Raw genomic sequence first — 17,123 nt, 5'->3', positions numbered from 1 at the left:
ACCGGGCACGCACGGACTGGGCACGAATGCATGGGCCGGGCCAACCCGGCAAGACGTCAGGCGCCGCGCGCCGCCCGGAGCCGCAAGGGCGACCGGTCGTACCCGTCGAGGAGGTCCTGCGGGTCGCGGTAGATCGCGATGCAGCCGGCCGCTGCGAGATCCGCCTCCGGAAATCCGCCGCACAGGAGACCGATGGTCGGGAGGCCGGCCCGCCCGGCGGATTCGGCATCGTAGGGCGAATCGCCGATCATCACGGCCCTGCCGGATGCGGGACGGCCGAGCTTGGCGAGCGCGGCCTCGATGATGTCGGGCGCAGGCTTCGAGCGCTCCGCCTCGTCCGAGTTGGTCGCGGTGTCGACGAGGTCGGCGATGCCGGCAATCTCCTCGTAGCGCGCCACCTCATCGGCCTTGCCCGAGGAAGCGAGGGCGAGGCGGTGGCCCTCGGCGCGCAGGCGCTCGAACAGGGCCCGCACGCCCGGGAACGGCCTGATCCGCGGCAGGTATTCCCGCCGGTAGAGGTCTGCCCGGTAACAATCGATGGCTTCGCCGTCGCGCGCGAGCCGCTCGGGCGCCAGGAAGACCGGAAGCAGCTGATCGCCGCCCTTGCCGATCTGGCCACGGATCTCCCGTTCCGGGACCGTGATCCCGAAGGCCGCGAAGCTGCGCGCCCAGGCCTGCGCATGCGCGTCGACGCTGTCGAGGAGCGTCCCGTCGATATCGAAGATCACCGCGCGGATCATCGGCCCCGACCGCGTGTCGCCACGACCACGAACACCGGCCGTCGTCGGGAGTTCCAGGGAGTGGACTGGTCTTTGCCACATCCCACCGCTAGACGGAGCGGATCAGGGGCCGGCCGGGCCGGACGGCGCGGCGGTCCCCGCCAGACCATCCGGGGAGACCGATGTTCGTCCTCACCAGAGCCCGGCTCGCCCGAGCCAGCCTCGCCGTCGCCGCCGCGGCGCTGCTCGGCGGCTGCATCAACAATCCGCTCGGCCAGACCGGCGGCGTGCTTCCGGCAAACGACATCGGCCCGCCTCCCTCCATGCGGGGGGAGCTGCGCGCCGCGGCCCGCAGCGCCGCGCCGGCCGACGCCGATCCGGATCAGGTCGTGGCGACGGCGCCGACGCGCCGCCTCGACGTGCCCACCACCACCCGCGCGGGCCGTGGGGCGGGCGGCGATGTCCAGCCCCGGCGCATCCGCCGAGAGGACCTGGAGGATTACAGCCCGTCGAGCGGCGGCAGCGGCGGCCTGACGCCCGCGATCGGCTCCGGCGGCTCGGTGGGCGTCGGCGGCCGGTTCTAGAGCTAGAGCGCTCCCTGCCGAAGTGGACACCGGTCCGGCGCAAGGGAGCGCGTCACCTCAAGAGCTGATACGGTTTCCGGTTGATTCCTTCCGAGGCGAGGAGGCGCGGGATCCCCTCTCCCGAGTGGGAGAGGGGCATGGGGATCGAAGATCCCACGTGAGGGTGGCACGGGTTCAGAATGAAGCACTGAGCGTCGCGCTGGCCGCGGCACGGCTCAGTCTTCTTGCTGAACCATCTGGTCCCTCACCCCTGCCCCTCTCCCGCACGGGAGAGGGGTTCCCCGCGCGGACTCGCCTCGGAACAGATCAACCGGAAGCCGTATGAGTTCACCATCGGCCAGGCCGACCCTGACGGATGAAACTGGCTGAACGAGCACTTCCTTCCATGGCAGCCAACCCCAGCACCTCAGCATGAGGAGCGGGGCGGCTTCCACGCAGGTCAGGTTCTATTTTGAGCCGTGATCCGACCCAACGGGGGCGAGCACCGCCTCCGGTCCACCGGGAACGGAGGGCGCTCTCAGGCCGATTGGACGATTCCGTCCCGCCGGGATCGCGGGTTCAGCCCTCCCCGTCCGGCGCGGCCGCGTCGGTCCGGCGCCGCCGGCGCTGCTGGCCGAGACCCAGCGTCCGGGCGAGTTGTGAGCGCTGCTCCGAATAGCTCGCCGAGGTCATCGGGTAGTCGAGCGGCAACCCCCATTTCCGCCGGTAGCTCTCGGGTGTCAGGCCGCGCATCGTCAGGTGGCGGCGCAAGGTCTTGTAGGGCTTCCCGTCCTCGAAGCTGATCAGGACATCGCGGCCGATCGACCGGCGGATCTCCGCGGGCGTCGGCTTGCGCGCCGGATCGGGCGCCTTCTGTCCCCGCCCGATGGCGGTGATGGCCGCGTGAACCTCGGTGATCAGCCTCACGAGGTCGTCCGCCTGCACGTGGTTGTTCGACACGTAAGCCGAAATGACGTCGGCCGTCAGCGCAACGGCCGATTCGGGTTTTTGATTTTTCGCGTCCATGAGCCTTGAGCCCTGAGGCAAACGGAGATGAGCATGGGCTCTCTCCTTAGGTAGCCGGAATTTCTAAGACAAGATAATGCTCGAATTTTTCTCTTCCGTGCACCGCACCTTCGTATACAGGGGGAGGGCATATCGATCCTCCGCCGAGGAGCCGTGGCGCCGGGCGTTCCGGTCAGGGTGAGACGGCGGCCCAGGTGTTCGATCCTGACATCACAACAGGGCCTGTCACGTTGGTTGCGTGGCAATATCTGGGCAATCACATCACTGGCGATCGCAGACATCCGGATTGGGCGGCGGGTGGCCGGAGGATCGCTCCGGAAGAATTGCGGATGCGTGATCGCGGGCCCGGCGCGGGCTTCGCTCCAGACGGGATTGCCTGCGCTGCGAGATTCGGAATAGCTCGGGGCATGGAGGCCCGGCGAAGGCCCGAGGAGGAACGCCCATGAGCTCGACGCCCACCACCCCTGCAGGAGACCCCAACGCCCTGCGGGTTCCGGTGGAGGATGCCAGCCTCACCGCCTTCTACCGCGACATGACGCTGCCGGAGCGGCGCACCTTCTGGGCCTGCGCGGCAGGTTGGGCGCTCGACGGCATGGACTTCATGATCTATCCGCTGGTGATCGGCACGATCATCCGCCTGTGGAACGTCGATGCCGGCACGGCCGGGCTCGCCGCCACCGTGACGCTGCTCGCCTCGGCGCTGGGAGGCTGGCTCGCGGGCTACCTCGCCGACCGGATCGGCCGGGTGCTGACGCTGCAGCTCACCATCCTGTGGTTCTCGTTCTTCTCGCTGGTCTGCGCCTTCGCGCAGGATTTCTCGCAGCTTCTCATCGCCCGCGCGCTGCTCGGGCTCGGCTTCGGCGGCGAATGGGCGGCGGGCGCCGTGCTGATGGGCGAGACGATCCGGGCGCAATACCGGGGCCGCGCGGTCGGCTCGGTGCAGTCCGGCTGGGCGGTGGGCTGGGGCCTCGCGGTGCTCGCCCAGGCGATCCTGTTCTCCCTGCTGCCGCCCGAGACCGCGTGGCGCTGGATGTTCGTGATCGGCTCGGTCCCGGCGCTCCTCGTCTTCTATCTCCGCCGCTACGTCGAGGAGCCGCAGGTCGCCGCCGAGACCCGGGCGAAGGCCGCTGCCGCCGGCGACCGCCCCGCCATCTGGGAGATTTTTTCCGGGCCGATCTTGCGCACCACGATCCTCGCCTCGCTGATGGCCGCGGGCTGCCAGGGCGGCTATTACGCCATCACCACCTGGCTGCCGCGCTTTCTCACCACCGAGCGCAATCTCTCCATCGTCACCTCGACCGGCTATCTCGCGGCGCTGATCATCGGTTCCTTCGCGGGCTATCTCGTCGGCGCGTGGCTCGCCGACCGGCTCGGGCGCCGGCCGCTCTTCCTCATCTTCTCGCTGGGCGCCATCGCGGTGATCCTGGCCTACACGCAGCTGCCGCTCTCGAACGCGGTGCTGTGGGTGCTGGGCTTTCCGCTCGGCTTCTTCGCCTCGGGCTATTTTTCCGGCATGGGCGCCTTTCTGACCGAGCTCTACCCCACCCGCCTGCGCGGTTCCGGCCAGGGCTTCTGCTACAATTTCGGCCGCGGCATCGGCGCCCTGTTCCCGGCACTCGTCGGCTACCTGTCGGCCGGGATGACGCTCGCCTCCGCCATCGCGATCTTCGCGGTGGTGGCGTACGGGGTGTTCTTCCTCGCAGCCTTCGCCCTGCCCGAGACCCGCGGAAAGGTGCTGCATGCCGATGCCTGAGATCCGCGACTGCCCCGGCCCGGACCCGCATCCGCGCGGGCCTCGGGCCTTCGCCGTGCCGGAGGGCGCGGTGGACACCCACGCCCATGTGATCGGGCTGCCGCCCGCCTATCCGTTCGTAGAGGCGCGCAGCTACACGCCGCCTGCCGCGGCGCCCGATTCCTATCTGGCGATGCTCGACGCGACCGGCATGACCTACGGGGTGCTGGTCCAGGTCAGCGTGCACGGCACCGACAACCGGCTGATGATCGAGACCCTGCGCGCCCATCCGCGGCGGCTGCGGGGCATTGCGGTCATCCCGCTCGGCTTGAGCGAACGGGACCTCGCGGCGCTGAAGGACGCCGGTATCGTCGGGCTTCGCCTCAACGTGCTCTATGGCGGCGGCATCGGCTTCGATCAGGTCGAGGCCTATGGGGCGCTCGCCCGCGAGATGGGCTGGCATCTGCAATTCCTGATCGACGCCCGGCAATTGCCGCCCCTTGCCTCCCGCCTCGCCCGGCTGCCGGTGCCCTTCGTGGTCGATCACATGGGCCACATGCCGACACGCTGCGGAGTCGAAGACGAGGGTTTTCGCACCCTCGTGTCGCTGGTGCGGGACGGGGCCTGGGTGAAGCTGTCGGGCGCCTACCGCATGACGGCCGAGCCCCTGCCCTATCGCGACACGGTGCCATTCGCGCGGGCGCTGCTGGAGGCGGCGCCGGAGCGCTGCGTCTGGGGTTCGGACTGGCCCCATGTGGCGCAATGGGCGCCGATGCCGAATGTCGGCGACCTCCTCGACCTCCTGGCCGAGTGGGTGCCGGACGAGGCGGCCCGCCACCGCGTCCTGGTGGAGAATCCCGGGCGGCTCTATGGCTTCCCGTAGGTCAGCCGCGGGGATTGAAGCCCACGGCGTAGATCACGAGCGCGACGGCGATCACCAGGAGAACGATGCCGAGCAGCGCCGGGCGGACCCTGTTCTTCACTCTCTCGGGCTTGTAGCTGGGAGGGGCCATCGGACGGCTCTCCTGGACCGGGGTTTCCCGCCCAACGTGTCCCGGCGCCCGGCGGTTCGAGCGTCGCCGCAAGACCCGGGTTTATCCGGCGGTCTCCTCGCCGATGTAGTCGCGCCAGACCGCGTTGGCGCCGAGGCTCGCCGTGAAGGCGGCATGCGCCGTACGCTCGGCATCCGTCAGGCGGCTCCGCACGCTGCGCGGCCCGTGCGCGACCGGGCCGGCTTCCTGCGTCACCCGCACGATGCTCGCCGCTTCGAGGGTCAGCCCGAGGCTCGTCTGCTTGCCGCCGAGGAGCTCGATATAGACCTCGGCCAGGATCTGCGCGTCGAGGAGCGCCCCGTGCTTGGTGCGGCGCGAATTATCGATGCCGTAGCGGGCGCAGAGCGCGTCGAGGTTGTTGGCGGCATTCGGATGCTTGCGCCGGGCGAGCGCCAGGGTGTCGACCACGGCCGACAGCTCGATGGGGGGCGGCGCCGTCTCGCCGAGCCGCGCATATTCCGCGTTGAGGAAGCCGACGTCGAAGGCGGCGTTGTGGATCACGAAGGTGGCATCGCCGCAGAAATCGAGGAAGTCCGGCAGGATCTCGGCGAAGAGCGGCTTGTCGGCCAGGAACGCGTCCGAGAGGCCGTGCACCGCGAAGGCACCCTGGGAGACGGCGCGCTGCGGGTTGATGTAGCGGTGGAACTCGCGCCCGGTCGGGATGTGGTTGAGGAGCTCGATGCCGCCGATCTCGATCAGCCGGTCGGTCTTCGCATCGGTTCCGGTGGTCTCGGTGTCGAGGACGATCTCGCGCAGCACGCGGGCCCAGCTCCCTCTATGGTCCAGCACCCCGACTGGATACCGGCCGATCAGTTAACCGGCCTTGCGCAGGATTTCGAGCCTCGGGGAGGGTGAGGGAACCGGATGTCCCATGTCTTCTGCCGCTTCGATCCAGGCGCGGATCGCATCCTGCACGTGTGGACGGCCTCCTCCGGCGTCTCACCGTCGGAGAAACACCCGGGCAGATCCGGTACCGAGGCGGCGAAACCCCCGCCATCCTCGGCGGAGAGGGGTGTGACCACGATCGGGTCAATGAGGAAATTCAAAGGCTTTGCCTGATCTGATCGATGAAGCGAACCAGGGCCCGGATGGAGACAGGCTTGATCGGGCGGTGGCCGGGTATGGTGAGTTTAGCGGACGCCGCCATCCGTCAGGATCGTCGTGCGCGCCGGTCCACCTCCCCGGCCCGCACCGCCGCGATGAGCGCATCCACCTGCGCCTGCGCGTGCGGGAAGCCCTGGCCGGTCTCGATCAAAAAATCCGCCCGGCGCCGCTTCTCGTCATCCGGCATCTGCTTGGCGAGGATCGCCGCAAAGGTCTCGGGCGTCATGCCGGGACGGGCCAGTACGCGCTCGCGCTGGATCGCCGGTGGCGCGGTCACCACCGCGACCGCATCGCAGCGGGCCTCGCCACCGGTCTCGAACAGGAGCGGCACGTCGAGCACGACGAGATCCGCCCCCGCATGCTCGGCCAGGAAGGCTTCCTCCGCCTCGCGCACCAGCGGATGCACGAGGCGTTCGAGCGCGGCCAGCCGGTCGGGCCGGTCGAGCACCGCTTCCCGCAGGCGCGCGCGGTCGACGGAGCCGTCCGCTGCCCGCGTGCCCGGAAAGGCCTCGGCGATGCGCGCCGCCGCCGCGCCGCCCGGCCCGTAGAGGGCGTGCACGCAGGCATCGGCGTCGTGGACCGGGACGCCGCGGGCGCGGAACATCGCCGCGGTCGCGCTCTTGCCCATGCCGATCGAGCCGGTGAGGCCGAGTATGACCGGCCGGCTCACCGCCGGCCCTCGATGTCCGCGACGACGAGGGCCCGCAAGTCCGGCGTGACCTGCGGCGTCACCCCGAACCAGCGCGCGAAGCCCGGCACCGCCTGATGCAGCAGCATGCCGAGCCCGTCGACGGTGCGGAGGGATCGCGCCCGCGCCGCGGCGAGGAGCGGCGTCTCCAGGGGCACGTAGACGATATCGGCCACCGCCGCCCCGTCCGGCAGGCCCGCGAGGTCGAGGTCGAGCGCCTCGGCCCCGGCCATGCCGAGGGAGGTGGTGTTGACGAGGAGACCCGCCTCGCCGAGGAGGCCGGGCACGTGGTCCCAGGCCACCGCTTCGACGCGAGCGGAATCGAGGCCACGCAGGGCCTCGGCGCGCGCCGCCGTGCGGTTCGCGATGCGGATATGCGGCAATCCCCGCTCCAGGAGCCCGACCGCGATGGCGCGGGCCGCGCCGCCGGCCCCGAGCAGCAGGGCCGTCCGCCCCGCCCCGATTCCGGTCGTCTCCGGCCAGTCTGCGCCGAGCGTCGCATCCAGATGGGCGAGGAAGCCCGGTGCATCGGTGTTGTCGCCATGCAGGCGCCCGGCCGCGTCGAGGCTGAGCGTGTTCACGGCGCCGATCCGCTCGGCCCGCGGCGTCATCGTGGCGACGAGGCGGAAGGCCGCCTCCTTGTGCGGGATCGTCACGTTGCCGCCGACGAAGCCTGAGGCCGGAAAGCCGCTCAGGAAATCCGCGAAGGCCTCGGGCGCCACGTCGAGGCGCTCGTAGGACCCGGCCAGCCCATGCGCCGAGAGCCAGTGGCCGTGGATCAGGGGCGAGCGGGAATGCGCGATGGGATGGCCGACCACGAAGGCCTTCGGCGCGGGTGCAGGAGCGGTCATGGGCGGGTCAGAACGTCAGCAGGCCCCGCGCGCGCAAGCACGCGAGGAGAGGCAGGAGCGGCAGGCCGAGAATGGTGGAGTGGTCACCCTCGACATCCGCGAACAGGTGGATGCCGAGCCCTTCGAGCTGGTAGGCGCCGACGCTCGTGGCGACGGCCGGTCCGGCCGCAGCCAGATAGGCGGTGATCCCCGCTTCGTCGAGCGGACGCATGGTGAGCCGCGCGGTCGCGACGAAGCGATCGACCACGCTGCCGCCGACCGCCACCGCCACCGCGGAATGGAGGGCATGGGTGCGGCCCTGCAGCCATGCGAGATGGGCGTGGGCGGCCGCCGGATCGGCCGGCTTGTGGAGGACGCTGCCGTCGAGGTCGAGCACCTGATCGGCCCCGACCACCACGCGCTCGGGCGCCGCGCGCGCCACGGATGCGCATTTCGCCACGGCGAGGGCCTGGGCGAGGTCCGCGGGGGCCAGCCGCGTGCCTTCAGCCTCCAGCGCGCGCTCGTCGATGCCGGCGGCCCGCGTCTCGACGGGCAGGCCGGCGGATTCGATGAGGGCACGCCGGGTCGCGCTCGCGGAGGCGAGAAGGAGCGGCGCCCGACCGCGCCAGGGCGAGCCCGTCATGGGGCGGAACCGAAGAGGACCATCCGGCACTCTCTGCCGGTTCCGCCGAATTTCGCAAGGGCAGCGGGATGGTCTTTAGGCCGCGAGATGCACCCGATCCGCCGCCTCGCGCCGGAAGGCCTCGGCGAGGGCGGCCCGTGCCGCCTCGATGTCGGCCGCGGCCTTCGTCGCCTGCGCGAGGGTGAGCCGGTTGTAGACATCGAGCCAGTGGACGCCGGAGCGCACCACCGGCAGGCGCTCGCGCTCGACGAACCGGCGCGCCTCCTCGACGGTGCGCAGATCCCGCGAAGGCCCGGCCTCGTCGGCGGTGAAGAGAGCGGTCGGGAAGGGAGTGGCGGTGAGGGAGGTCATGGCGCGACGGTCCCACAGGGTGATGCGACGCCAGTAACCGCCCGGAAAATGGCCACGCGAAGGCACCGTGGCCGTACGAAGCTCTAGTCGGCGATGAACTTGAGGCGGTGCTCGCGGTGCAGTTCCACGATGGCCGCCGCCGTCTCCTCGATGGAGCGGCGCGTCACGTCGATCACCGGCCAGCGGTGCCGGGCGAAGAGCCGGCGCGAGGCCGCGACCTCGTTGGCGACCGCCTCCCGGTCGACATAGGCGGTGGAATCGTCCGCCTTCAGGGTGAGGAGACGGTTCTGGCGGATCTGCACGATCCGCTCCGGCGAGGCGATGAGGCCGACCACCAGGGGCTTGCGCACCTGCTCCAGGCTCGGGGGCAGCGGCATGCCCGGCACGAGCGGGATGTTGGCGGTCTTGAGGCCCCGGTTGGCGAGATAGATGGAGGTCGGCGTCTTCGACGAGCGGCTGACGCCGAGCAGGATCACGTCCGCCTCGTCGAGATCGACCGGCAGGTTGCCGTCGTCATGGGCGAGCGTGAAGTTCATCGCGTCGATGCGCTTGAAGTACTCGGCGTTCAGCATGTGCTGGGCGCCCGGCCGGGCCGTCGAATGCGCGCCCAGATAGGATTGCAGCAGGCTGTGCACCGGCTGGAGGACCGAGAGGTAGGGCGAGCCGGTGGCCCGGCAGGCCTCCTCCAGGCGCGCGGTGAGGTCCTGGCCGACCAGCGTGTAGAGGACGATGCCGGGCGCCTGCTCGATCTCGTTGATCACCCGCTCGAGCTGGGACGCGGAGCGCACCAGCGGATAGACATGCTCGATCGCCGAGACGCCCTCGTACTGCGCCGCGGCGGCGCGCCCGACATTGATCAGCGTCTCGCCCGTCGAGTCCGAGACGAGGTGGAGGTGGAAATAGCTGCGGACCACGGTCGCTCCCCGAACCGGCCGACGCCCCGCCGCGGGTTCTCCACCGCTGGCCGTCCGGGAGTCGATGGATGTGGATAATGCGGCCGTCGGGCGAGGTCCAGGCAAGGGCCGCCCGCGGATTGTCGACTCCGCCGTCAACAGGCGGAGAGCCGGCTCATCGACGCATGGCGGCCATGGGAGAATCCGGGACGCGACTCCCGATTCCCGGCCGCCATCGCGGGCAAGCGCCTCGCGACTCTCGCGATCCCCCGAAACTAGACGCAATCCGTTAAAGCCCTCTTAACGCCGTGGCCGTGGGGACGGTCTGTGGACGCCCCGGGTCGCGCGGGATTCGGGGGCCCAGAAGAAGAATCAGACTCTCAAGAATCTTTCTTTCCTTCTTTTCAGAGGCATTGGGGAGGATCGCCCGGACCGGCGACGAAGGGTCGGGCTGGCATCCGCGAGGCTCTCCCGTCATACGGGGGCGGAATGCGGGTGACCGAGGAGACGCGAGCGTGATGGGCGAAAGCGAGACCGGCACACAGGCGGCGCGGCCCGTCCTGCGGGTGCTGGGCGGCGAGGCGCTGTCGCCCCCGCCCGCCTGGATGATGCGGCAGGCCGGCCGCTACCTTCCCGAGTACCGGGAGCTGCGGGCCAAGGCCGGCTCCTTCCTCGACCTCTGCTACACGCCGGACTTCGCCACCGAGGTCACGCTGCAGCCGATCCGGCGCTTCGGCTTCGAAGCGGCGATCCTGTTCTCCGACATCCTGGTCGTGCCCCATGCCCTCGGGCAGGAGGTGCGCTTCGTCGAGGGCGAAGGGCCGCGCCTCGACGCGCTGGCGGACCGGGCGGCCTTCGCAGGGCTGCGGGAGGCCGGGGATCCCCGCATCATGGCGCATCTCGCGCCGGTCTTCGAGACGGTGAGCCGCCTGCGGGCGGCGCTGCCGCGCGAGACCACGCTGTTGGGCTTCTGCGGCGCGCCCTGGACGGTGGCGAGCTACATGATCGGCGGGCGCGGCACGCCCGACCTCGCGCCGGCGCGGGATCTCGCCGGGCGCGACCCGGCCCTCCTCGCCGCCCTGATCGACCGCCTCGTGGCCGTCTCGACGGATTATCTTGTGCGCCAGTTCGAGGCGGGGGCCGACGCGGTGCAGATCTTCGAGAGCCACGGCGGCACCCTGCCGGCCGTGCCCGCGGGCGAGGCGGGCGATGCGCTGGCGCGCTGGAGCCTCGAGCCGATTGCCCGCATCGTCTCGGGCGTGCGCGCCCGGGTGCCGGGCGCCCGGATCATCGTCTTCCCGCGGGGCACCGGCCTCGACGGGCACGCCCGGGCGCTCGCCGAGACGGGCGCCGATGCGGTCGGCGTCGACTGGGAGGTCGATCTCGCCGCCCTGAGGGGGCGGCTGCCGGGGCGCGCCGTCACGCAGGGCAACCTGCATCCTCAGACCCTGATCGCCGGCGGGGCGGCGCTCGATGCGGCGGTGGACGCGATCCTAGCCGCGACGGCGGGCCTGCCTCACATCTTCAACCTCGGCCACGGCATCACGCCGGAGACGCCGATCCCTCACGTCGAGCGGATGCTGGCGCGCCTGCGCGGCTGACGCTCACACGCCCAAGGCCCCGATGCTCTATCTCTGGATCAAGGCCGGCCACGTCATCGCGCTCATCGCCTGGATGGCCGCGATGCTCTACCTGCCGCGGCTCTTCGTCTATCACGCCGGCTTGCCGGCCGGGTCGCCGCAGGGCGAGACCTTCAAGGTGATGGAGCGGCGCCTCGCCAAGGCGATCATGACGCCCGCCATGATCGCCACCTGGCTGCTCGGCCTGACGCTCGCGTGGATGAGCGGCGCCTACATGCAGGGCTGGCTGCACGCCAAGTTCGCGCTGGTCCTCGGCATGAGCGGCCTGCATGGCTGGTTCTCGCGCATGGTCAAGGACTTCGCGGCCGACCGGAACACCCGTCCGCCCGGCTTCTACCGGGTGATCAACGAGGTGCCGACGCTCCTGATGATCGGCATCGTGATCCTGGCGATCGTGAAGCCCTTCTAAAGGAGCCCCCGGATGGAGACGCGCCGCCTCACCCTCGCGCTGCCCACAGGCCCCGTCGGAATCGGCTGCGACATCGTCGGATCGGGCCCCGATGCGCTCCTCCTCCCGGCCCTGTCCTCGATCGCCACCCGGGAGGAGATGCGGCCCCTCGCCGAGCGCCTCGCCTCCCGCTTCCGCTGCCTGATCCCGGACTGGCCGGGCTTCGGCGCCGAGAAGCGGGCGCGGCTGCCGCTCTCGCCCGCCTCCCTCCACGGCGTTCTCGATGCGCTCCTGGCGGCGCTGCCCGGCCCCTACGCAGTCGGGATCGCGGCGGGCCACGCGGCGCCCTATCTCGTCGCCGCGGCGCGGCGCCAACCCGGCGCCTTCGCGCGGCTCGTGCTCGTCGCGCCGACCTGGCAGGGCCCGCTGCCCACCGCCATGGGGCCGCAGCGCCGCCCGCTCTACGCGCGCCTGCGCCGGGCGGTCGAGATGCCCGGCCTCGGCCATCTCCTCTACCGGGTGAACCTGAGCACTCCCGTCGTCGCCCGGATGATGCGCGCCCATGTCTATGCCGATCCGGCCCGCGTCACCCCCACCGTGCTCGCCGCCAAGCGGCGGGTGACGCACCAGCCCGGCGCCCGGTTCGGGACCGCAGCCTTCGTCACGGGCGGCCTCGACCCGGTGGAGACCCGCGACGCGTTCCTGGCCTTGTTCGGTCCGGGCCTGCCGCCCGTGCGGGTGCTGCGCCCGGCCCGGGCCCCGCGGCGCTCCGGCGCCGAGATGGACGCGCTCATCGGCACGGGTCTCGTCACCGCGCAGGAGATCCCCGGGGCGCTCGCGCCGCACGAGGAGCATCCGGAAGCCGTCGCTGCGGCAATCCTGGCGGAGTGATACGGCTTCCGATCGATTCCTTCCGAGACGAGGACGCGCGGGGAACAGATCGACCGAAAACCGTATGATCCACCGCTCCTTGAAGCCGCTACGCTCCTCATGCGGAGGCGCTGGCGATTGGAGATCGCGCAGGCTGCCTCGAAGCATGAGGACTTGCTGCAGCGGTCGCGGCCGATCGCTTGCTGTCAGAAGAACGCCTGCAGCCCCGTCTGCGCGCGGCCCAGGATCAGGGCGTGCACGTCGTGGGTGCCCTCGTAGGTGTTGACAGTCTCGAGGTTCTGGGCGTGGCGCATCACGTGGTACTCGCCCATGATGCCGTTGCCGCCGTGCATGTCGCGGGCCTCGCGGGCGATGGCCAGCGCCTTGCCGCAATTGTTGCGCTTGACGATGGAGATCATCTCGGGCGCGACGCGGCCCTCATCGAACAGCCGGCCGACCCGCAGCGACGCCTGCAGGCCGAGCGCGATCTCGGTCTGCATGTCGGCGAGCTTGCGCTGCACGAGCTGCGTCTGGGCGAGCGGCCGGCCGAACTGGGTGCGGTCGAGCGTGTACTGGCGGGCGCGGTGCCAGCAATCCTCCGCCGCGCCCATGGCGCCCCAGGAGATGCCGTAGCGCGCCCGGTTGAGGCAGCCGAACGGCCCTTTGAGGCCCGACACGTTCGGCAGGAGCGCGCTCTCCGGCACCTCAACGCCATCCATGACGATCTCGCCGGTCACCGAGGCGCGCAAGGACAGCTTGCCCTTGATCTTGGGCGCCGAGAGCCCCTTCATGCCCTTTTCGAGGATGAAGCCCCGGATCTGGTTGTCGTGGGCCGCGGATTTCGCCCACACCACGAAGACATCAGCGATCGGCGCGTTCGAGATCCAGGTCTTGACGCCCGACAGGAGATAGCCGCCGTCGATCTTCTTCGCGCGGGTTTTCATGCCGCCCGGATCCGAGCCGGCATCGGGCTCGGTGAGCCCGAAGCAGCCGACCAGCTCGCCGGAGGCGAGCCCCGGCAGGTAGGTCTTGCGCTGCGTCTCGTCCCCGTAGGCGTAGATCGGGTACATGACCAGGGAGGACTGCACGCTCATCATCGAGCGGTAGCCGGAATCGACCCGCTCCACCTCGCGGGCGACGAGGCCATAGGCGACGTAGGATGCGCCCGCGCAGCCATATTCCTCCGGTAGCGTCACGCCGAGCAGCCCGAGTTCGCCCATGGCGTTGAACAGGTTGCGGTCGGTCTTCTCCTCCGCGTAGGCCTCGACGATGCCGGGCAGCAGGCGCTCGACCGCGAAGCTGCGGGCGGTGTCGCGGATCAGCCGCTCCTCGTCGGTGAGCTGATCCTCCAGCAGGAAGGGATCGTCCCACCGGAAGGCGCCGCGGCTCCCCTCCTGCGGCCTGGCCGCGCTCGGGCTGGTCTGGGGGGCGGCGGACGCAGCAGTCATGCGCGGGCTCCTCGCGTGGCAGCGGATCAGTGGCCGGTGGTGTAGCGCGATCCCGGGCGAACCGCCAGGACGCGAAATCCCGTTTCGCAAGCCGGCGATCGCGTCCGATGAGATCCGCCGGATCACTTCCGCGTATCGGCCTCGTACGTGAAGGCCGGCGCCGCCTCGAGCTCGGCCTTGGTCATGCGCAGCTCGGCCTCGATCGGGCCGCCGCTCTTGCCGACGACGAGCACCGTCGCCCGGCCGCGGGGCTGCGCGGAAGCCTCGACCGATCCGGTCGTGTCGGTGGCCGCGCCGCCGCTCTGCTTCTCCTGCACGGTCGCCAGCACCTCATCGCTGTTCTGCGCTCCGGGCATGGTCTGCGGACCGGCGGTCTTCGCCTCGGCCTCGCTCGGCGCCCGGTCCGGGGTCGTGTAGGAGGGCGGTCCCTCGTGCGTCACCGCGCCGGTGTTCCAGGCCAGCCGGTCGAAGGGCACCGCGACCTTCTTCTCGCCGATGCCGAGAAAGCCGCCGACGCCGATCACCACCGCCCGCACGCGCCCGTCGGCATCCACCAGCAGGTCCTCGATCTCGCCGACCCGCACATGATCCTGGCCGACGACGCCGACCCCTGTGATTTTGGTGACGCGCATCGCGCCTTCCGGCGCCTCTCTCAGGACGAGAGTATTCGCGTCCTGCGCCGCCACGGGGCCGGTGGCGAGCAGCGCGGCGGCCAGCGCCAGGGTGCGGATTCGTATCGTGCAGATCAGTATCGTCATGGCGTCCTCCGGGATCGACGGCTCAACGGCGGCGCCGACCCGGAGTTCATGATCAATACGCGACCTTGCGCTCCACGTAGCGGAACTGGATGGCGGTGAGCCCGATCACGATCGCCATCAGCACCACGGATTGGGCCGCGGACCCGCCGAGATCCGCCCCGGTGCGGCCGTCCTGGTAGACCTTGTAGACGAGGGTCTGGGTCGCGCGGCCGGGGCCGCCATGAGTGAGCACGTCGATCGTCCCGAAGGTCTCGCAGAAGGCATAGACCACGTTGACGACGAGGAGGAAGAAGGTGGTGGGCGAGAGCAGCGGGAACACGATGGTCCAGAACCGCCGCACCGGCCCGGCCCCGTCGATCGCCGCCGCCTCGATCACGCTGCGGGGGATCGCCTGGAGCCCGGCGAGGAAGAACAGGAAATTGTAGGAGATCTGCTTCCAGGCGGCGGCGAGCACCACCAGCACCAGGGCGTCGTTGCCGTCGAGGAGCGGGTTCCAGGCGATGCCGAGGTCGCGCAGGCCCCGGGCGACGATCCCCAGCGAGGGCTGGAACAGGAAGCCGAACAGCACGCCCGCCACGGCGGGCGCCACCGCGTAGGGCCAGATCAGCAGCGTTCGGTAGAGACCCGCGCCGCGGACCTCCCGGTCGGCCATGGCGGCGAGCAGCAGCGCGAGGCCGAGCGAGAGCCCCGCCACCGCGGCCGAGAACACGGCCGTGACCCCAAGCGCCTGATAATAGGCCGGATCGGCGAACAGGCCGCGGTAGTTCTCGAACCCCACGAACTCCGTCGAGAGCCCGAACGCATCCTGGGCCAGGAAGGACTGGCCGACCGCCTGCGCGGCCGGCCAGTAGAAGAACACCGCGACGGTGGCGAGCTGCGGCGCGAGCAGCAGCAGCGGCAGCAGCCAGCCCCGGAAGGTGACGCGATCCGACCCCACGGCCCTAGCGGTTCGCCTGCTTCTCGAACTGGCGCAGCATCGCGTTGCCGCGGGCGGCGGCCTCGTCGAGGGCCTGCTTGGCGGGCTTCTTGCCGGCGAGCGCCGCCTCGATCTCCTCGGCCCAGACGTCGCGCATCTGCGGCATGTTGCCGAGCCTCAAGCCCCGGGAATTCTCGGTGGGCGCCTTGTTGGTGAGTTCCCTGATCGGCACTTCGAGCGCCGGGTTCTTGTCGTAGAAGCCGTCCGCCTTCGACTTCTCGTAGGCCGCCTTGGTGATCGGCAGATAGCCGGTGGTCTGGTGGATCCGCGCCTGGCGGTCGGTGTCCGACAGGAAGGCGAAGAACTTGGCGACGCCCTTGTACTCCTCGGCCGACTTGCCGCCCATCACCCAGAGCGAGGCGCCCCCGATGATGCTGTTCTGGGGCGCGCCCGGCACGTCCGGATAGTAGGGCATCGCTGCTGCCGCCCAGTCGAACTTGGCGTTGCCGCGCACGTTGCCGTAGGAGCCCGACGAGCCGAGGAAGAGCGGGCACTCGCCCGAAGTGAAGCGCCCGAAGCCGTTGTCGTAGCGGCCGGAATAATCGTAGAGCTTCTCCTTCTGCATCTCCGCCAGCGTCGCCAGATGCCGGACCTGCAGCGGATTGTTGATCTCGAGGCTGGTGTCGAAACCGTCGAGACCGTTCGCCTTGGTGGCGAGCGGCACGTTGTGCCAGGCCGAGAACTGCTCCAGATGCGCCCAGGTCACCCAGGTGTTCGAGACGCCGCAGGTCGAGTAGCCGGCGGCCTTGAGGGCCTTGGCGGCCTCGAACACGGCCGGCCAGGTCTTCGGCGGCGCGTTGGGGTCGAGCCCGGCCTTGCGCAGGGCGTCGCGGTTGACCCACATCACCATGGACGAGGAGTTGAACGGGAAGGAGAGCATCTCCCCCTTGGCGGTCGAGTAGTAGCCGGTGACCGCCGGCAGGTAGGCGTTCGGGTCGAAGGGCTCGCCCGCCTCCTTCATCAGCTGGTAGACCGGCTTCACCGCGCCCTTGGCCGCCATCATGGTGGCGGTGCCGACCTCGAAGACCTGGATGATGTGGGGCGCCGTGCCGGCCCGGAAGGCCGCGATGCCCGCATTCAGCGTCTCCGGATAGGTGCCCTTGTAGGCCGGCACCACCCGGTACTCGCTCTGCGCGGCGTTGAACTCCTCGGCGAGCCGTATGATGGTGTCGTTGTTGGCGCCCACCATGGCGTGCCACCATTGCAGCTCGGTGACCGCGGAGGCAGGGCTTGCCGCGGCGATCCCCGCCAGGGAGGCGATCCCGCAGGCCGCGAGTCCCTTGCGAACGATGGTGGTCCAGTCCATGGCGCCTCGTCTCCTCCTTGGCCGCCGGCCCTGATGGGACGGTTCTGTTTCAGACCGATGACGGACGCATCCCGCGCGGCGCTCGGGACCGCAAGAGCACGGCGGGGAGCGGAGGGCAAGCGTGTCGGGACAATTG

General features: G+C 70.4%; 20 protein-coding genes. 6 read left to right on the top strand and 14 right to left on the bottom strand.

Annotated elements, in window-relative coordinates; genetic code table 11:
* Positions 1 to 56 precede the first annotated feature (56 nt).
* Positions 57 to 740, bottom strand: a complete 684-nt coding sequence (locus MNOD_RS06205) for an HAD family hydrolase (RefSeq protein ID WP_015927981.1) — start codon at positions 738 to 740, stop codon at positions 57 to 59.
* Between the two features lie 161 nt (positions 741 to 901).
* On the opposite strand from MNOD_RS06205, the gene MNOD_RS06200 reads away from it, so the two are divergent.
* Positions 902 to 1,303 (top strand): hypothetical protein, encoded by a 402-nt coding sequence (locus tag MNOD_RS06200; RefSeq protein WP_015927980.1) that lies wholly within the window; start codon positions 902 to 904, stop codon positions 1,301 to 1,303.
* Between the two features lie 558 nt (positions 1,304 to 1,861).
* Here MNOD_RS06200 and MNOD_RS06195 read toward each other — a convergent pair.
* Entirely contained in the window at positions 1,862 to 2,308 is a 447-nt protein-coding gene (locus tag MNOD_RS06195; protein ID WP_015927979.1) for a Ros/MucR family transcriptional regulator, read from the bottom strand.
* Between the two features lie 442 nt (positions 2,309 to 2,750).
* Here MNOD_RS06195 and MNOD_RS06190 point away from each other — a divergent pair, with 442 nt between their 5' ends.
* Positions 2,751 to 4,061, top strand: a complete 1,311-nt coding sequence (locus MNOD_RS06190; protein WP_015927978.1) for an MFS transporter — start codon at positions 2,751 to 2,753, stop codon at positions 4,059 to 4,061.
* Positions 4,054 to 4,923, top strand: a complete 870-nt coding sequence (locus MNOD_RS06185; RefSeq protein WP_043750541.1) for an amidohydrolase family protein — start codon at positions 4,054 to 4,056, stop codon at positions 4,921 to 4,923. Before MNOD_RS06190 ends, MNOD_RS06185 begins: the two co-directional genes overlap by 8 nt.
* Position 4,924: 1 nt before the next feature.
* Here MNOD_RS06185 and MNOD_RS49905 read toward each other — a convergent pair whose 3' ends face one another.
* The 8 genes from MNOD_RS49905 to MNOD_RS06150 all read right to left on the bottom strand — a co-directional run bounded on the left by MNOD_RS49905 (position 4,925) and on the right by MNOD_RS06150 (position 9,622).
* Positions 4,925 to 5,053 carry a hypothetical protein gene (locus MNOD_RS49905; RefSeq protein ID WP_015927976.1) on the bottom strand — a complete coding sequence of 43 codons (129 nt, stop codon included), beginning with the start codon at positions 5,051 to 5,053 and terminating at the stop codon, positions 4,925 to 4,927.
* Between the two features lie 81 nt (positions 5,054 to 5,134).
* Complete coding sequence (gene dnaQ, locus MNOD_RS06180; RefSeq protein WP_015927975.1) at positions 5,135 to 5,851, bottom strand: DNA polymerase III subunit epsilon; 717 nt, start codon at positions 5,849 to 5,851, stop codon at positions 5,135 to 5,137.
* Positions 5,852 to 5,901: 50 nt separating this feature from the next.
* On the bottom strand, positions 5,902 to 6,114 hold the full coding sequence (locus MNOD_RS50545) for a type II toxin-antitoxin system HicB family antitoxin (protein ID WP_425277503.1): 213 nt from the start codon (positions 6,112 to 6,114) through the stop codon (positions 5,902 to 5,904).
* Between the two features lie 128 nt (positions 6,115 to 6,242).
* Positions 6,243 to 6,866, bottom strand: coding sequence for a dephospho-CoA kinase (coaE, locus tag MNOD_RS06170; protein WP_015927973.1), 624 nt, complete (start codon positions 6,864 to 6,866; stop codon positions 6,243 to 6,245).
* Entirely contained in the window at positions 6,863 to 7,735 is an 873-nt protein-coding gene (locus tag MNOD_RS06165) for a shikimate dehydrogenase (protein ID WP_015927972.1), read from the bottom strand. The genes coaE and MNOD_RS06165 overlap by 4 nt, the downstream gene beginning before the upstream one ends.
* 7 nt (positions 7,736 to 7,742) lie before the next feature.
* Positions 7,743 to 8,357, bottom strand: a complete 615-nt coding sequence (locus tag MNOD_RS06160; RefSeq protein ID WP_015927971.1) for a Maf family protein — start codon at positions 8,355 to 8,357, stop codon at positions 7,743 to 7,745.
* A gap of 75 nt (positions 8,358 to 8,432) precedes the next feature.
* Entirely contained in the window at positions 8,433 to 8,708 is a 276-nt protein-coding gene (locus MNOD_RS06155) for a hypothetical protein (protein WP_015927970.1), read from the bottom strand.
* 83 nt (positions 8,709 to 8,791) lie between these two features.
* Complete coding sequence (locus MNOD_RS06150) at positions 8,792 to 9,622, bottom strand: pyruvate, water dikinase regulatory protein (protein ID WP_015927969.1); 831 nt, start codon at positions 9,620 to 9,622, stop codon at positions 8,792 to 8,794.
* 497 nt (positions 9,623 to 10,119) lie between these two features.
* Between MNOD_RS06150 and hemE the strand changes: the two genes are divergently transcribed.
* Genes hemE through MNOD_RS06135 form a run of 3 tightly spaced genes read left to right on the top strand, consistent with a single transcriptional unit; the run spans position 10,120 to position 12,520 of the window.
* Positions 10,120 to 11,202: a uroporphyrinogen decarboxylase gene (gene hemE / locus MNOD_RS06145; protein WP_015927968.1), complete on the top strand. Its 1,083-nt coding sequence runs from the start codon at positions 10,120 to 10,122 to the stop codon at positions 11,200 to 11,202.
* Between the two features lie 22 nt (positions 11,203 to 11,224).
* Positions 11,225 to 11,650: a protoporphyrinogen oxidase HemJ gene (hemJ, locus tag MNOD_RS06140; protein WP_015927967.1), complete on the top strand. Its 426-nt coding sequence runs from the start codon at positions 11,225 to 11,227 to the stop codon at positions 11,648 to 11,650.
* 12 nt (positions 11,651 to 11,662) lie between these two features.
* Positions 11,663 to 12,520: an alpha/beta fold hydrolase gene (locus MNOD_RS06135; protein WP_015927966.1), complete on the top strand. Its 858-nt coding sequence runs from the start codon at positions 11,663 to 11,665 to the stop codon at positions 12,518 to 12,520.
* 185 nt (positions 12,521 to 12,705) lie between these two features.
* On the opposite strand, the gene MNOD_RS06130 is transcribed toward MNOD_RS06135, so the two are convergent.
* The 4 genes from MNOD_RS06130 to ugpB all read right to left on the bottom strand — a co-directional run bounded on the left by MNOD_RS06130 (position 12,706) and on the right by ugpB (position 16,987).
* The gene (locus MNOD_RS06130) at positions 12,706 to 13,947 is read right to left on the bottom strand and encodes an acyl-CoA dehydrogenase (RefSeq protein WP_015927965.1); all 1,242 of its coding nucleotides are present in this window, start codon (positions 13,945 to 13,947) and stop codon (positions 12,706 to 12,708) included.
* A 122-nt stretch (positions 13,948 to 14,069) separates the two neighbouring features.
* Entirely contained in the window at positions 14,070 to 14,705 is a 636-nt protein-coding gene (locus MNOD_RS06125; RefSeq protein ID WP_015927964.1) for a PRC-barrel domain-containing protein, read from the bottom strand.
* A 52-nt stretch (positions 14,706 to 14,757) separates the two neighbouring features.
* A complete protein-coding gene (ugpA, locus tag MNOD_RS06120; RefSeq protein WP_015927963.1) occupies positions 14,758 to 15,642 on the bottom strand; it encodes a sn-glycerol-3-phosphate ABC transporter permease UgpA in 885 nt (294 codons plus the stop codon).
* 4 nt (positions 15,643 to 15,646) lie between these two features.
* Positions 15,647 to 16,987 (bottom strand): sn-glycerol-3-phosphate ABC transporter substrate-binding protein UgpB, encoded by a 1,341-nt coding sequence (ugpB, locus tag MNOD_RS06115; RefSeq protein WP_015927962.1) that lies wholly within the window; start codon positions 16,985 to 16,987, stop codon positions 15,647 to 15,649.
* Positions 16,988 to 17,123 lie beyond the last annotated feature (136 nt).

The sequence above is a fragment of the Methylobacterium nodulans ORS 2060 genome (genome assembly GCF_000022085.1).
GTDB lineage: Bacteria > Pseudomonadota > Alphaproteobacteria > Rhizobiales > Beijerinckiaceae > Methylobacterium > Methylobacterium nodulans.
The sequence above is the reverse complement of the archived record's forward strand: the minus strand, read 5'-3'. Positions and strand labels throughout refer to the sequence as shown.

Bases quoted from the DNA above. Each gene is read 5' to 3' on its own strand.
- MNOD_RS06205 (WP_015927981.1), bottom strand. From the start codon at position 740: ATGATCCGCGCGGTGATCTTCGATATCGACGGGACGCTCCTCGACAGC.
- MNOD_RS06200 (WP_015927980.1), top strand. From the start codon at position 902: ATGTTCGTCCTCACCAGAGCCCGGCTCGCCCGAGCCAGCCTCGCCGTC.
- MNOD_RS06195 (WP_015927979.1), bottom strand. From the start codon at position 2,308: ATGGACGCGAAAAATCAAAAACCCGAATCGGCCGTTGCGCTGACGGCC.
- MNOD_RS06190 (WP_015927978.1), top strand. From the start codon at position 2,751: ATGAGCTCGACGCCCACCACCCCTGCAGGAGACCCCAACGCCCTGCGG.
- MNOD_RS06185 (WP_043750541.1), top strand. From the start codon at position 4,054: ATGCCTGAGATCCGCGACTGCCCCGGCCCGGACCCGCATCCGCGCGGG.
- MNOD_RS49905 (WP_015927976.1), bottom strand. From the start codon at position 5,053: ATGGCCCCTCCCAGCTACAAGCCCGAGAGAGTGAAGAACAGGGTCCGC.
- MNOD_RS06165 (WP_015927972.1), bottom strand. From the start codon at position 7,735: ATGACCGCTCCTGCACCCGCGCCGAAGGCCTTCGTGGTCGGCCATCCC.
- MNOD_RS06160 (WP_015927971.1), bottom strand. From the start codon at position 8,357: ATGACGGGCTCGCCCTGGCGCGGTCGGGCGCCGCTCCTTCTCGCCTCC.
- MNOD_RS06155 (WP_015927970.1), bottom strand. From the start codon at position 8,708: ATGACCTCCCTCACCGCCACTCCCTTCCCGACCGCTCTCTTCACCGCC.
- hemE (WP_015927968.1), top strand. From the start codon at position 10,120: ATGGGCGAAAGCGAGACCGGCACACAGGCGGCGCGGCCCGTCCTGCGG.
- hemJ (WP_015927967.1), top strand. From the start codon at position 11,225: ATGCTCTATCTCTGGATCAAGGCCGGCCACGTCATCGCGCTCATCGCC.
- MNOD_RS06135 (WP_015927966.1), top strand. From the start codon at position 11,663: ATGGAGACGCGCCGCCTCACCCTCGCGCTGCCCACAGGCCCCGTCGGA.
- MNOD_RS06130 (WP_015927965.1), bottom strand. From the start codon at position 13,947: ATGACTGCTGCGTCCGCCGCCCCCCAGACCAGCCCGAGCGCGGCCAGG.
- MNOD_RS06125 (WP_015927964.1), bottom strand. From the start codon at position 14,705: ATGACGATACTGATCTGCACGATACGAATCCGCACCCTGGCGCTGGCC.
- ugpB (WP_015927962.1), bottom strand. From the start codon at position 16,987: ATGGACTGGACCACCATCGTTCGCAAGGGACTCGCGGCCTGCGGGATC.